The sequence below is a fragment of the Arthrobacter yangruifuii genome (assembly GCF_009192775.1).
Taxonomy (GTDB): domain Bacteria; phylum Actinomycetota; class Actinomycetes; order Actinomycetales; family Micrococcaceae; genus Arthrobacter_B; species Arthrobacter_B yangruifuii.
Genome location: NZ_VTFX01000001.1, coordinates 821,393 through 835,138, shown reverse-complemented (window position 1 = coordinate 835,138; position 13,746 = coordinate 821,393). Strand labels below are relative to the sequence as shown.

Sequence of the window (13,746 nt, the reverse complement as noted above, 5' to 3'; positions counted from 1 at the left end):
GGCTGCCTTTCGGGGGGCCGATGAAGGAATTCAGGGTGGTGCCGACGAAAAAACAAGGGAACCGGACGCGAGGCTAGGCGTCCAGTGCGCTCATCACATGCTTGATCCGGGTGTAGTCCTCCACGCCGTACATCGAGAGGTCCTTGCCGTAACCGGAGCTCTTGAAACCGCCATGCGGCATTTCGGCTGTGAGCATGATGTGCGTGTTGATCCAGACCGCTCCGAAATCCAGGTCCCGGGACAGCCGCATCGCCCGGCCGTGGTTGGTGGTCCAGACGCTGGAGGCCAGGGCGTATTCGACGTCGTTCGCCAGTTCCACAGCCTGCTCCTCGGTATCGAATTTCTGCACGGTGATGACGGGACCGAAGGTTTCCTTCTGCACTACGTCGTCATCCTGGCGGGCACCGGTGATGACGGTGGGTTCGAAGAAGAAGCCCTTGGACCCGGCCCTCCGTCCGCCGGTCTCCACACGGCAGTGCGCGGGAAGCGCCTCAATCACCGCGTTCACTGCGTTGAAGTGGTTGATGTTGTTCAGCGGTCCGAAGTAGTTTTCCTCGTCGTTGTCGCTGCCCGTCCTGAGTTCCTTTGCCGCTGCAACCAGCTTGCCCACCAGCGCGTCATGCACGGAATCCTCCACGAGCACCCGTGTGATGGCTGTGCAGTCCTGACCGGCATTGAAGAACGCGAACTCGGCAATGGCCGTGGCGGTCCGGTCCAGATCAGCATCGGCAAAAACCACCGCAGGTGCCTTGCCTCCGAGTTCCAGGTGGGCACGCTTGAGTGTCTTCGCGGCACCGGATGCCACGGCGACGCCGGCCCGCACGGAACCCGTGATGGAGACGAGGCCGGGCACGGGGTGCTCGACCATCAGTGCTCCGGTTTCACCGGTGCCGAGGACGACGTTGAGTACGCCGGCCGGGAAGATTTCCGCCGCCAGCCGGGCAAGAACCAGTGTGGATTCGGGGGTGGTGTCGGACGGCTTGAGCACCACTGTGTTTCCTGCGGCAAGGGCCGGACCGATTTTCCAGACCGCCATCAGCAGCGGATAGTTCCACGGAGCCACCTGGGCAACGACGCCTATCGGTTCGCGGCGGATGAAGGACGTGAACCCCTCCATGTATTCCCCGGCAGACTTACCCTCCAGGAGCCTGGCCGCACCGGCAAAGAAGCGGAGCTGGTCCGCACCAACGGCTACCTCCTCGGCAGCAATCAGCGAGCGGACCTGTCCGGTATTACGGTGCTGCGCTTCCACCAGTTCGTCCGAATTGGACTCCAGGGCGTCAGCCAGACGCAGCAGCATGCGCTGGCGCTCGCTGGGAGTAGTGCGCTTCCAGGTCCTGAACGCTGCAGCGGCTGCATCCATGGCGGCGTCAACGTCGGCCTGGACGGAAACCGGAGACACGGCCACTACTTCGCCGTTGGTCGGATTCACGACGTCCAGCACCTCGGTACCGCGCGACGGGACAAAAGCCCCGCTAATGAAATTCTGCAACGTCTCAGCCATGCCGGATGTCCTTTCGGGGCGGGAACTGCGTCAGTGATCCCCTCAAACCTACTGTGAAGCAGCTCTCACACGTAGGGCCACCTGCACAGCCACCGGACAATCCCACAGTGCACCCGCCTAAACCCCCGCCGCCTATAGTGGTGCAATGTCGATCACACTTTCGGACCTCCTGGCTGCACGCGGCCTGGAACTGACACGCCACGGCACCTCGGCGCTTTCCGACGATCCCATCCAATGGGTGGCCGTAACCGAACTGGAAGATCCCGCCCCTTTCCTCGGCGGCGGCGAGGTGGTGCTGACCACCGGACTGCGGCACCGCAGTACTGCGGCCCAACGCCGCTTCGTGGAGAGTGTGAAGCGGGCAGGAGCCCTCGGAATCGGATTCGGAACCGGGCTCAGCCACGACACGGTGCCGGTTCCGCTTCTGGCAGAGGCGGACCGCCTGGGCGTACCGGTGTTCGAGGTCCCCTACAGCACGCCCTTCATGGCGCTTGGGAAGTTGGTTGCCGATTCCTTGTCCGCAGACCACCTCACCCAGCTGCATCAGCTGCTGTCCGCACATCAGGTTCTGGCGGAAGCACTGCTCAGCGGCAAGGGGCTGCCCCGGCTTCTGGCGGAGCTGGCGCACCTGGTAAAGGCAGATGTGGCCCTGTTCCAGTACGGCGCACCGGTCTTCGCCACATCCGAGCCCGACGCTTCCTGGCGGCGGATCCCGGTCCCCACCGGACTGCGGGACCGCTGCACACTGGCCATTGCCGAACCATCCGTCCAGCCGGACATCGTTGCCTACGCGCAGAGCCTGATCGGAGTGGAACTAAGCAACCAGGCCGCAAGACGGGCCAGCAGCAGGGCAGTCACGGGACAGCTTGTCGGAGACGTGGTGAACGGCCTGCTCACCGGTCAGGAGGCGGCCGCGAGGCTTCAGGCAGCCGGTATCGACGCTGACAGGCGTCAATCCGTGCTCCTGGTGGAGGTGGCATCCGGCCAAATCCGGACACTCCCTGCACTGCCTCTGCCAACAGAATTCAGCGGCTTCCCTTCCGCCATCCATGACAAGCGGCTCGCCCTGATGGTTTCCGCGGCGGAGGCCGGCGGACTGGCCAGCCGGTTGAGTGCCTACCTCTTCGATGCGGGCCTGACGGCAAAGGTGGGAATCGGTGGTTCGTACACTGAACCTGCCGGGCTGCGGTGGAGCTTCTACGAGGCACGGGAAGCACTGCGGAACGGCGCGCCGGTGAACGAGCCCGAACGCCTCAACCTGACGTCCCTTTTGATGGCCAGCCGTGATGTTCCGCTCACGGATCTCGCCGCCGAAGCCCTGGACCCCCTGGCGGCCTTCGACACTAAACACGGCGCACATCTGATCCCCACCCTGGACGCCTATCTGCTCCTGAACGGCTCGGTGGCCGCCGTGGCGGCAGATCTGGGCCTGCACCGCAACACCGTCCGTTACCGTCTGGCGCAGATTGCGGAGCTGACCGGGTACGACCCAACGGTCACTGCGGACCGGGTGCACCTCTACCTGGCGCTGAACGTCCGCAGACTGGGCAGTTGAGCCGGGCAGTTAACCTGTAGGAATGACTACCACCGCGCAGAAGGCCAGAACTGTCCGTTGGCAGGGTCTGGATGATCCGGACCGCACGGATACGGCAGTGGTGTCTTTTCGGGACCGGGAGCTTGCCGCAGCGGGAACCTCGGTCGCTCCCGGCTACCGGGCGTCCTGGACCCTGTCCACCATCCCTGGCTGGGTCACACGCCGGCTGATAGTGGAGGTGGAAGGTGAAGGCTGGTCGCGTCGCCTGCTGCTCGAGCGCAGCACCGAGGGACGGTGGAATGCCGAGACAACCACGTCCGGAATGACGGACCTGCCGGACCCCGGCATTGCCGACCCCCGCAGCCTCGATGAAGCCCAGGACTGCGACCTTGGCCTGTGCCCGCTCACCTACACCATGCCGATCCTGCGGCTGGATCTGCTGAATGACTCCGCTCCCCCGGATGAGACCCAGCTGGCCGTGGCCTGGGTGGAAATGCCCAGCCTGCGGGTGCTTCCCGGAACACAGGTCTATTCGCAGGTCCGGGCGTATTCGGCGGATGCGGGTCACGCCCTTGTCCTCCACAGCTCCGCCAACCGCGGGTTCACCGCCGAGCTCACCGTCGACGCGGACGGCACCCTCATTAACTATCCGGGTCTGGCCACCAGGCTGCCCTAGCCTCCAGCCCCGTGCAGCCCCGTGGAGCCCCGTCACCGCGCCGCCGACGTCGGGACCGAGTTACCGCGCCCCGTCACCGCGCCGTCGACGTCCGGACCGAGTCACCGCGCCCCGTCACCGCCCCGTCACCGCGCCGCCGACGTCGGGACCGAGTCCAGGTCCCGGCTAGGATTGGAATACATCCACTCAACGCACGCTTGGAGACCTCATGAGTGAAATTTTCCTGGACCGGTTCCGCGCACTGGTCCCAAAGTATCTTGAGGACAACTGGCGGGAAGAAGACGGCATCCCCGAGCAGGAGCTTGACTCCATGCTCGCAGCCCACGACTTCAGCATCCCGCTGGTGCTGCGGGAGTTCTACCTTGCCCTGGGCGGCTGCGAAGACCTGATGGAAGCCTTCCATTTCTTCTGGGATCCCGACGAGCTCGAGATTGAAGACGGATACCTGCTGTTCCTCGAGGATGAGGACGAAAAGTTTGTCTGGGGCATCCGGGCGGACCAGCTGGACGTTCCGGACCCGATTGTCTGGCGGCGCAACAACGCCCGCGGCGACTGGCAAAGCGAGGAAGGCACCCTGAGCGAGTATGTCCTGGACATGTTCGAGTGGGTTTTCGAAGAGGACGAGGACGAGGACTGAACCTTCAATGAGGGACGTTTTCCGCGAAGAGACGTGGCAGAGCCATGCACCGGAGGGCTATGAGTGCCCGTTCTGCGACATGGCTTCCGGTGAGTTCCGCTACCCGGGCAACCTTTGCGAGCCCGGCGACCTCATCTACTCCGACGAGCTGGTGCTTGCGTTCATCGCTTCCCATGGCTTCGATCCGGAACCTGGACACGTCCTGGTCACGCCGAGGCAGCACTACGAGCTGCTTTATGAACTGCCCGACGACGTCGCGGCGCGGATCATGCTGGTAACCCGGGACATGGCGGTCGCCATCAAGAAGGCGTGGAACCCCGACGGCGTCACCACCCGGCAGCACAATGAGCCTGCCGGAAGCCAGCACGTCTGGCATTACCACCAGCACGTGCTCCCCCGCTGGACCGATGACGGCCTCTACTTCACGCCGAAACGGCCCATCGTGCCCCCCGCTGTCCGTGCCCGCAAAGCCGCAGAGCTGCGCGCCGTCCTGTAGACACCCGGATCCGGCAGTATCCCTAGACCTCGCGGTCGACAACTGCCCGGGCAAAGGCAGCCAGGGCTTCCTTCACCACGGAGTCCGGCAGCGGCGCGAGAGCCGCCACGGCATCCTCGGACCAGTTGCGGGCCACGGCCCAGGATTCCTCCGTGACCGGGCTGCTGCGCAGTGCAGCAACTGCTTCGGCCAGGGCCTCGTCAGAGCTCAGGTCCCGCTCCACCAGTTCCAGCACCGCAGCGGCATCCGCATCACCGGATGCAGCGGCCCGGCGCAGCAACAGCACCGGCAGCGTGGGAACCCCTTCGCGCAGGTCCGTTCCCGGGGTCTTTCCCGACTTCTCCTGTATGCCGGTCACGTCGATGACGTCGTCGGCAAGCTGGAAGGCAATACCGACCTTCTCGCCGTATTCGACCATGATGTCGATGACTTCCTGGCCGGCTCCGGAGAACAGCGCACCAAACTGGCCGGAAGCTGCAATCAAGGAACCGGTCTTATCCGCAATCACGGACAGATAGTGCTCCAGCGGGTCTTGGCCCTCGGCCGGACCCACGGTTTCGTGCAGCTGTCCCATGCACAGCCGCTCGAAGGTGTGCGCCTGAATGGCCAGCGCAGGTCCGCCCAACGCGGAGACCAGGCTGGACGCCCGGGCAAAGATCAGGTCACCGGTAAGCACAGCTACGGAGTTGCCCCAGATTTCATGTGCGGTCGGGGCACCGCGGCGATAGGGTGCCTCGTCCATGACATCGTCATGGTAGAGGGTGGCCAGGTGCGTCAATTCCACGACGACGGCGGATTGGATGACCTGGTCCCCGGCTTCCTCCCCGCCAAGGTGGGAAGCCAGCAGGGTCAGCAGGGGCCGGATCCGCTTGCCGCCGGCCTCCACCAGATGCCGGGACGTGGTATCGGCAAAGGGATCGGAGTTCGCCACGGCCTCGCGCAGGCGGACTTCCACCTGTTCCAGGGAAGCGACCATGGAGGGGCCAAGCCTCGGATCCTCCGCCAGCAGCGCGAAGCCAGGAGGCAGTATGGAAGTGCTCGACCCGGTCTCCGGGCTGGTGTTGGTGGATTCAGTCACTGTTCAAGACTAACTATTTGTCGGAACGGGTGGACAAGAGGCATCAAACGTCACGGGCGCTGCACGGATTGCCGGGTTGTCGGCGTTCCCTGGTTGCTTGCCGCCGGGACCAGCATTTCCAGTAAGGCAATCACTCTATCCTCTATGCCCTTGGAGTTGCTGTCCGTGAGGTTGGCGAGCATGCGCACCACGAAGCGCATGAGCACGGGAATCGGCATTCCTGTACGCAGTGCAAGTTTCATGACTGCCGGACGGCCGATCATGCCGGCGAAAATACGGCCAAGCGTAAAGTGGCTTCCCCACTCCTGACGCACGTGGTCTGCATAGGCGCGCAGTTCGACATCGAACGCGGCACGCGAGGTGAGCAGACCCGGAACAAGCGCAGCGCCGGAACCCTCGATGATGTGTTCGGCGGCAAAGCGAGCCGACTCCATGGCATAGGAGATGCCTTCACCGTTGAACGGGCTGACCATTCCGCCCGCATCGCCGAGCAGAAGCAGCCCCGGAGAGTAATGCGGAGTGCGGTTGAAGCCCATCGGCAGAGCAGCACCGCGAATCTCGCCTACCTGGTTCTCCGGCGTGAAGCCCCACTCGGCGGGCATACCGGCGGTCCAGTCCCGCAGCACCTTGCGGTAGTCGAGCTTTCCGAATTCCCTGGAGGAGTTCAGGATGCCCAGGCCCACGTTGGAGGTTCCGTCGCCCACACCGAAAACCCAGCCGTAGCCGGGCAGCGGATTGCCGGAGGCATCGGGAAGCTCCAGCCAGCCTTCCATCCAGTCGTCGTTGGTCCGCGGGCTTTCGAAGTAGGTGCGTACCGCCACGCCCATGGGGCGGTCGTCGCGCTTTTCGATGCCCAGGCTCAAGGCAGTTCGGCTGGAGTTTCCGTCGGCAGCCAGAACGACGTCGGCGAAGAACTCCCGCCGTTCACCCGTACGCCTGCCGTCCGCGTCCAGGACATTGGCGACGGCGCCCTCGACTCGTCCATCATCGCCGCGGAGGGCAGAGACCACGGTGTGATGCTCCAGGATCTTCGCTCCGGCAGCCTGCGCATGGCGGGCCAGGGCCTCGTCGAAACCGAGGCGGGTGCGGACCAGCCCATAGTCGGGGAAATCCGAGAGCACAGGCCAGGGCAGCTCGAGTTTCCGGCCTCCGGCAATCAGGCGCAGCCCCTTGTTCCGGCGCCAGCCGTCGGCTTCGTCATGCGGCAGGCCGAGGTACTGGACTTCGCGCACGGCACGCGGAGTCAGGCCGTCGCCGCAGACCTTCTCGCGGGGGAAGGCGGTTTTTTCCAGAACGGTGACATCCACGCCCGCAGAGGCGAGGTAGTACGCGGCTGTGGAACCGGCAGGACCGGCACCGACAATAAGGACCTTCACTTCGCCGGATGCCCTCCGGGCTTGACGGCACGGTGCACGGCGACAATGCCGCCGGTGAGGTTGCGGTAGGCAACGTCCTCCCAGCCGGTTTCGGCAATCCAGGCAGCCAGGCCGTCCTGGTTGGGCCAGGCGCGGATGGATTCGGCCAGGTACACATACGCATCGGGGTTGGAGGCAACCTTGCGGGCGATGGGCGGAAGGGCGCGCATCAGGTACTCGGTGTACATCGTGCGCCAGACGGGGACCACCGGTGAGGAGAACTCCGCAATCACCAGGCGTCCGCCGGGCTTGGTGACCCGAAGCATTTCCGCCAGGGCCTTCTTCGGCTCGTTGACGTTGCGCAGGCCGAAGGAAATGGTGGAGGCGTCGAAGGAATTGTCCTCGAACGGCAGATTGGTGGCGTCCCCGGCGACGAAGTCGATGTCCGGACGGCGGCGCTTGCCGACCTTTAGCATTCCGAGGGAGAAGTCGCAGGCAACGACGTCGATGCCCGCGTCGGCGTAGGGCTCGCTCGAGGTGCCGGTGCCGGCGGCAAGGTCAAGGACCCTCTGGCCGGGCACGGCTCCGACGGCGTCCACCACAATACGGCGCCAGCGGCGTGTCTGCCCCAGGGACAGCACGTCGTTTACGACGTCGTATTTAGGTGCCACGTCGTCAAACATGGCAGCAACTTCATCCGGGCGTTTTTCCAACGATGCGCGGTTCACTCTGTCATTGTCTCAAACAATAGGAGAGCCACCGAACCGGCCGTGGGGCTGTCTCGTTCCTCTCACCCGGGGAGCCCGATATCCGGCGTCGACCGGCGGCGGAGTACTGTGGAACCACTATGACCACCCTGCGTTCTGTGACTGTGCCCGTCGGTGAGCTTTCCTCCACCATTGGTCTTCTCGAGTATCTGGTGCTTGACGAGCAACTCTGCTGGATTCGGCGGCAGGAGGGACTCGTAGGCTTCGGCGAAACTGCCCGTTTTACCTCCAGCGGCCCGGACCGCTTTGCCCGGGCGCAGGACTGGTGGCGGTCCCTCCTGGCCCACGCCGAGGTCCAGGACCCCCTGGAAGCTCCCGGCACAGGCATCGTCGCCTTTGGATCCTTCGCCTTCTCCAAGCGCTCCCCCTTCGAATCCCGCCTCGTGGTTCCCGAAATCATCGTCGGCCTGCAGGACGGTGCCGCCTGGCTGACCTACACAACAACGGATCCCGAGGCGAAGCTCAACGCTGAGACTGCAAACGCAGCACTCGCGCGCTATCTGGAGGATCTGCCGACCTACCGCGAAAGCGATCCGGCAGACCAGGTCCTGCCCGGCATGCTGAGCGAGGCGGAATGGAAGAACGCCGTGGCACGCTCCGTGGCCCACGTGGCGGCCGGCGACCTCAGCAAGATTGTTCTGGCCCGCGACATTGCGGTGAAGCTGGCCAGCCCCCTGATGGCGTCGCAGGTACTGCGCGAACTGGCCGTACGCTACCGGGACTGCTGGACCTACGCCGTCGACGGATTGATCGGTTCCACCCCTGAAATGCTGATCCGGGTGCAGGACGGCAGGGCTGAGGCACGCGTCCTGGCCGGCACCCTCGACCGAGCCACCGCACCCGTCGATGATCCCGGGTATGCCCAGCGGGTGCTTGCGGGCTCCGCCAAACAGCAGCACGAGCACCAGATCGCCATTGACTCACTCACCCGGTCCCTGGAACCCTTCACCTCCTCGATGACCTCCCATACCGAGCCGTTTGTCCTCGAGCTGCCTAATGTCTGGCACCTGGCTTCGGATGTGACCGCCGAACTCGCTCCGGACGGCAACGGAGCGGTTCCCACACCGCTGACCCTCGTTGAGGCCCTGCATCCGACTGCCGCCGTGTGCGGATTCCCCACCAGCGTGGCCGGCGAGCTGATTAGTGAGCTTGAACACATGGACCGCGGTCCGTATGCGGGACCGGTTGGCTGGATGGACGGCAATGGAAACGGTGAATGGGGTATCGCCCTGCGCGGAGCTGTGATCGAAAGCCCCACTGACGTTCGCCTTTATGCAGGTTGTGGAATCGTCGCCGGCTCCGATCCTTCGGCGGAATTGGAGGAAACCTGGAGTAAATTCCGGCCGATGCTGGAGGCCCTGGGCCTGGACCGTCCGAGTGCGGTTCCGCTGCGCAGCCCCGACTTCGCCTCCTCGCGCGCCGGATCCTGACAGGCTTCGGCAGCCGAAGGACGGGCCCCGCGAGACGGACTGCATACCCACATGGTTTCTTGCATAAAATTACAGTGGGTAGAATAGAAACTCGGGAGTCGCCGCTTGGTGATTCCGTCTGACGCCGCTCTGGAGACGGCTGGTTTCCGCCTGCGGCCCTATCTATTCCTGCCACAAAAGGTCCTGAAACGTCATGCCGCACAAAACCCGCACCACCATTGCCGCCCTCCTTGCCATCTCGGCACTGTCCCTGACCGCCTGCGGCGGCGGAAGCGACACCGAGGAATCCGGCCTCGCCATGGTCAACGAAGGCACCCTCACGGTCTGCTCCAACGTTCCCTTCAAGCCCTTCGAATATGAAGTGGACGGTGAGTTCACCGGCTTCGACATCGAACTCACCCGCGAAATCGCCAAGGGCATGGGTCTGGAGCACGAGGTGCAGAACGTTGGTTTCGACGGCCTGCAGAGCGGAACCGTACTGGCTGCCCGCCAGTGCGACCTGATTGCCGCAGCCATGTCCATCACCGACGAACGCGCCGAGAAGCTGGCCTTCTCCGACCCCTACTACGATTCGCCGCAGACGCTGCTGGTTCCTGCGGATTCCAGCATTGCCTCCCTGGACGATCTGGCAGGCAAGAAGGTGGGCGTCCAGCAGGGAACCACCGGCGAGAGCTACACACGGGACAACGCCGCTGACGCGGAAATCATGTCTTTCCAGACGGATGCCGAGCTCTTCCAGGCCCTGCAGGCCGGCAACATCGATGCAGTCATCCAGGATGAGGCCGTGAACATTGACCACACCGAGGATGGCAAGTTCAAGATTTCCGGCACCTTCGCCACGGGCGAGTCGTACGGCTTTGCCATGAAGAAGGAAGGCAGCGAGGAACTCGTCACCGCGGTGAATGAGCAGCTTGCGGCCCTGCGGGAGAATGGGAAGTATCAGGAACTCCATGACCAGTTCTTCACGAAGTAGCCGGCCGGAGTAGCCGGGGTACCAACAGCGACTGTCTCCGCCTCCCGCACTGCGCCGTCAGTGCGGGAGGCGTTGCGGAACTATGGGCTGCGTACACTCTAGACTGCTTCCCAACACCAAGCTACGGGTGAGACTGCTCACACCGTCCGACGTAAGGTTGTAAACCAATGCCGCACAAAGCCCGCACCGCAGCCCTTGCCTTCCTGGCCATCGGCGCCCTCTCGCTGACGGCCTGCGGAGGTGACGACGCCGGTGCCTCCGATGAAGCCGGCAATGGATTCAATCTCGTCTCCGACGGGAAGCTGACCGTCTGCTCCGACATTCCCTTTGTTCCTTTCGAGTATGAGGAAAACGGCGAGTACACCGGCTTCGATATGGACATGGTCAAGGAGATCGCTGCGGGCCTCGACCTTGAACTCGCGGTCCAGGATGCCGGCTTCGAGGGCATTGCCAGCGGCACGGTGCTGGCTGCGGGACAGTGCGACCTGACGGCCAGCGCCATCACCATCACGCCTGAACGCCAGGAGGCCATGGGCTTCTCCGATCCGTACTATGACTCGCTGCAGTCGCTGCTGGTCCCTGCCGGGTCAGACATCAAGAGCATCGATGACCTGGACGGCAAGAAGCTCGGCGTGCAGGGAAATACCACCGGCGAGTCATACGCCCGCGACAATGCCTCCGGCGCGGAAATCATGGCCTACCCGAGTGACGGGGAACTTTTCCCGGCCATCCAGTCCGGTAACGTCGATGCGGTGCTGCAGGACCTTCCGGTGAACATTGGACACACGGAGGACGGGGACTTCAGCATTGCCGAGGAATATCCCACCGATGAGTCCTACGGCTTCGGCATGGATAAGGACAACACCGAACTCGTCTCTGCAGTGAATGAGCAGCTCACTGAACTGCGGGACAACGGCAAGTACCAGGAGATCTACGACAAGTACTTCGCTGAATAACGCCTAGACCATTGAGTCGTCCCGGGCCGGGTGCCCGGGACGACACCTTTTCTTCCCCGGAAGGCCCCCATAGTGAAACCCTCCACCCGCAGACGCCTGTTCAGGGGCGTCCTGTATGCCGTTTTTGTCATCGCGCTGGTAGCAGTAGTTCTGGCAGCCGATTGGGAAGCCATTGGCGAGAACTTCTTCGACGCCGAGGTGGCCCGTGAAGCCTTCCCCACCATCATCACCGTGGCGGTCAAAAACACCATCATCTACACGGTTATCGCCTTCGCCGGCGGCTTGCTGCTGGGGCTGCTCCTGGCACTGATGAAGCTTTCCCCCGTGGCACCGTACCGTTGGGCGGCCACCGCGTACATTGAGCTGTTCCGCGGCCTGCCTGCCCTGCTGGTGATCTTCGGCTTCGCGTTCGCCGTGCCCATCGCGTTCGACTGGCGGCCGCCGGGAGGCAGTGCGGGCGCAGGGCTTCTTGCCCTGATCATTGTCTCCGGCGCCTACATTGCCGAGACTATCCGTGCCGGAATCCAGGCTGTGCCCTCCGGCCAGGCCGAGGCCGCACGGTCGCTGGGCATGGGTCCGGCCTGGACCATGATTTCCGTGACGCTGCCCCAGGCCTTCCGGATCATCACGCCGCCGCTGACCAACGAGCTGGTCATCCTCATCAAGGACACGTCGCTGCTCTTCATCGCCGGCATGGCCCTGCAGGACCGCGAGCTGACCACCTTTGCGCGTGACTCCGTGTCGCAGACCGCGAACGCTACTCCCCTGGTGCTCGCTGCCCTGATGTACCTGATCATCACGCTGCCGCTGACCCAGCTGGTGGCAAAGCTTGAACGACACAACCAGAGAGGCAGGTAGCAGCCATGAGCGTCGACAAAAACACCTCCGGCCCTGCCATCGAGGTCCGCAACCTTCACAAGTCCTTCGGAAGCAACGAGGTGCTCAAGGGCATCGACTTCCATGTGGACCAGGGCGAAGTGGTCTGCGTGATCGGTCCGTCCGGTTCAGGCAAGTCCACCCTGCTGCGCTGCGTCAACCGCCTGGAGGAGCCCACCAGCGGCACCGTCCTGGTGGAGGGCGTTGATATTACCCATCCCGACACGGACCTGGACAAGGTCCGCACCCGGATCGGCATGGTCTTCCAGCAGTTCAACCTCTTCCCCCACCTGAACGTGCTGCGCAACCTGACGCTGGCACAGCGCCGGGCAAAGAAGCGCGACCAGGCAGAGGCCTCCAAGGTGGCACTGAAGAACCTCGCCAAGGTGGGTCTGGAGGACCGCGCCACGGCATTCCCCGCGCAGCTTTCGGGCGGCCAGCAGCAGCGTGTGGCGATTGCCCGCGCGTTGTCCATGGATCCGGACATGATGCTCTTCGATGAGCCCACCAGCGCGCTGGACCCGGAACTCGTGGGCGACGTCCTTGCCGTCATGCGTCAGCTTGCCGAGGAAGGCATGACCATGATGGTGGTGACCCACGAGATGGGCTTCGCCCGTGAAGTCGGCGACCGCGTCGTCTTTATGGACGGCGGCGTTGTGGTGGAGCAGGGACGTCCCGAAGACGTCCTGGGCAACCCGCAGCATGAACGCACCCGGGCGTTCCTCTCGAAGGTTCTCTAGACTCATTCACAACCGGCTTCCTGCCGGCGCGGACGGCCCTTCCGGACTTCGGTCCGGAAGGGCCGTCCGTTTTGTTCCTACACCGGCTCGGGTGCCAGGTAAGCCATCCCTTCCGTTCGTGCCACCGGTAGCCTCTTGTCCATGACCACGCAGAGATCCGGGGCCGGGGATAACGCCGCCGGCGCCCGCACCACCGTCAGCCCGCCCCCACAGGACACGCGGGCGGACGCGGGGCCCCCGGCTGCCCCGGGCCTGGATTTCCTGGCCACGCTGCTTATCAGTGTGGGCGATCCCGTCGAGATCGGGCCCACGGCGGAAGGCACCCGGCGGCTCATCCCGATAACCGGAGGGACGGTCAGGGGACCGCAGCTCAACGGTACGGTGCTGCCGGGCGGGGCTGATTTCCAGCTGCTGCGCTCTGCGACACTCACCGAGCTCGAAGCCAAGTACTCCATTGAAACGGACACCGGAGAGCGGATCTACGTCTCGAATTTCGGGATCCGGTCCGGATCGGCCGAGGACCTAGCCACCCTCGTTCGCGGCGGCAAAGTGGACCCCGAACGGATCTATTTCCGGTGCACGCCGCGGTTCCTGGCGGGCGGGCCGGAATGGTCCTGGCTCTCCTCACGCATCCTGATAGGTGCCGGAACCCGGCTTCCGTCGAGTGTCCGCATCGACATCTGGATCCTCGCCTAAGCGGCCCAGCACCCAAGACCGCCCGACC

General features: G+C 64.2%; 14 protein-coding genes. 10 read left to right on the top strand and 4 right to left on the bottom strand.

Features of this window, described 5'->3' with window-relative positions:
• Positions 1 to 73 precede the first annotated feature (73 nt).
• Positions 74 to 1,504: a gamma-aminobutyraldehyde dehydrogenase gene (locus GD627_RS04065; protein WP_152271442.1), complete on the bottom strand. Its 1,431-nt coding sequence runs from the start codon at positions 1,502 to 1,504 to the stop codon at positions 74 to 76.
• 145 nt (positions 1,505 to 1,649) lie between these two features.
• On the opposite strand from GD627_RS04065, the gene GD627_RS04060 reads away from it, so the two are divergent.
• From GD627_RS04060 to GD627_RS04045, 4 genes are all read left to right on the top strand, one after another.
• Positions 1,650 to 3,059, top strand: a complete 1,410-nt coding sequence (locus GD627_RS04060; RefSeq protein ID WP_152271441.1) for a PucR family transcriptional regulator — start codon at positions 1,650 to 1,652, stop codon at positions 3,057 to 3,059.
• A gap of 22 nt (positions 3,060 to 3,081) precedes the next feature.
• Positions 3,082 to 3,714, top strand: a complete 633-nt coding sequence (locus GD627_RS04055) for a putative glycolipid-binding domain-containing protein (RefSeq protein ID WP_152271440.1) — start codon at positions 3,082 to 3,084, stop codon at positions 3,712 to 3,714.
• Positions 3,715 to 3,922: 208 nt separating this feature from the next.
• Entirely contained in the window at positions 3,923 to 4,351 is a 429-nt protein-coding gene (locus GD627_RS04050) for a hypothetical protein (RefSeq protein WP_146360874.1), read from the top strand.
• 7 nt (positions 4,352 to 4,358) lie between these two features.
• On the top strand, positions 4,359 to 4,847 hold the full coding sequence (locus tag GD627_RS04045; protein WP_146360872.1) for an HIT family protein: 489 nt from the start codon (positions 4,359 to 4,361) through the stop codon (positions 4,845 to 4,847).
• Between the two features lie 22 nt (positions 4,848 to 4,869).
• Here the strand turns inward: GD627_RS04045 and GD627_RS04040 are convergent, their stop codons facing one another.
• The 3 genes from GD627_RS04040 to GD627_RS04030 all read right to left on the bottom strand — a co-directional run bounded on the left by GD627_RS04040 (position 4,870) and on the right by GD627_RS04030 (position 8,008).
• The gene (locus tag GD627_RS04040; protein ID WP_152271762.1) at positions 4,870 to 5,823 is read right to left on the bottom strand and encodes a polyprenyl synthetase family protein; all 954 of its coding nucleotides are present in this window, start codon (positions 5,821 to 5,823) and stop codon (positions 4,870 to 4,872) included.
• Between the two features lie 152 nt (positions 5,824 to 5,975).
• Entirely contained in the window at positions 5,976 to 7,301 is a 1,326-nt protein-coding gene (locus tag GD627_RS04035) for a geranylgeranyl reductase family protein (RefSeq protein ID WP_152271439.1), read from the bottom strand.
• Positions 7,298 to 8,008, bottom strand: coding sequence for a demethylmenaquinone methyltransferase (locus GD627_RS04030; RefSeq protein ID WP_146360868.1), 711 nt, complete (start codon positions 8,006 to 8,008; stop codon positions 7,298 to 7,300). The genes GD627_RS04035 and GD627_RS04030 overlap by 4 nt, the downstream gene beginning before the upstream one ends.
• Before the next feature lie 119 nt (positions 8,009 to 8,127).
• On the opposite strand from GD627_RS04030, the gene GD627_RS04025 reads away from it, so the two are divergent.
• The 6 genes from GD627_RS04025 (at position 8,128) to GD627_RS04000 (ending at position 13,718) form a co-directional block, all read left to right on the top strand.
• Complete coding sequence (locus GD627_RS04025; RefSeq protein ID WP_152271438.1) at positions 8,128 to 9,477, top strand: isochorismate synthase; 1,350 nt, start codon at positions 8,128 to 8,130, stop codon at positions 9,475 to 9,477.
• Between the two features lie 193 nt (positions 9,478 to 9,670).
• Complete coding sequence (locus tag GD627_RS04020) at positions 9,671 to 10,450, top strand: basic amino acid ABC transporter substrate-binding protein (RefSeq protein ID WP_152271437.1); 780 nt, start codon at positions 9,671 to 9,673, stop codon at positions 10,448 to 10,450.
• A gap of 167 nt (positions 10,451 to 10,617) precedes the next feature.
• Positions 10,618 to 11,406 carry a basic amino acid ABC transporter substrate-binding protein gene (locus GD627_RS04015; protein ID WP_152271436.1) on the top strand — a complete coding sequence of 263 codons (789 nt, stop codon included), beginning with the start codon at positions 10,618 to 10,620 and terminating at the stop codon, positions 11,404 to 11,406.
• Positions 11,407 to 11,478: 72 nt separating this feature from the next.
• Positions 11,479 to 12,264 (top strand): amino acid ABC transporter permease, encoded by a 786-nt coding sequence (locus GD627_RS04010; protein ID WP_152271435.1) that lies wholly within the window; start codon positions 11,479 to 11,481, stop codon positions 12,262 to 12,264.
• A 5-nt stretch (positions 12,265 to 12,269) separates the two neighbouring features.
• Positions 12,270 to 13,022 (top strand): amino acid ABC transporter ATP-binding protein, encoded by a 753-nt coding sequence (locus GD627_RS04005; RefSeq protein ID WP_152271434.1) that lies wholly within the window; start codon positions 12,270 to 12,272, stop codon positions 13,020 to 13,022.
• Positions 13,023 to 13,163: 141 nt separating this feature from the next.
• A complete protein-coding gene (locus GD627_RS04000; RefSeq protein WP_152271433.1) occupies positions 13,164 to 13,718 on the top strand; it encodes a DUF3237 domain-containing protein in 555 nt (184 codons plus the stop codon).
• Positions 13,719 to 13,746: the final 28 nt, after the last annotated feature.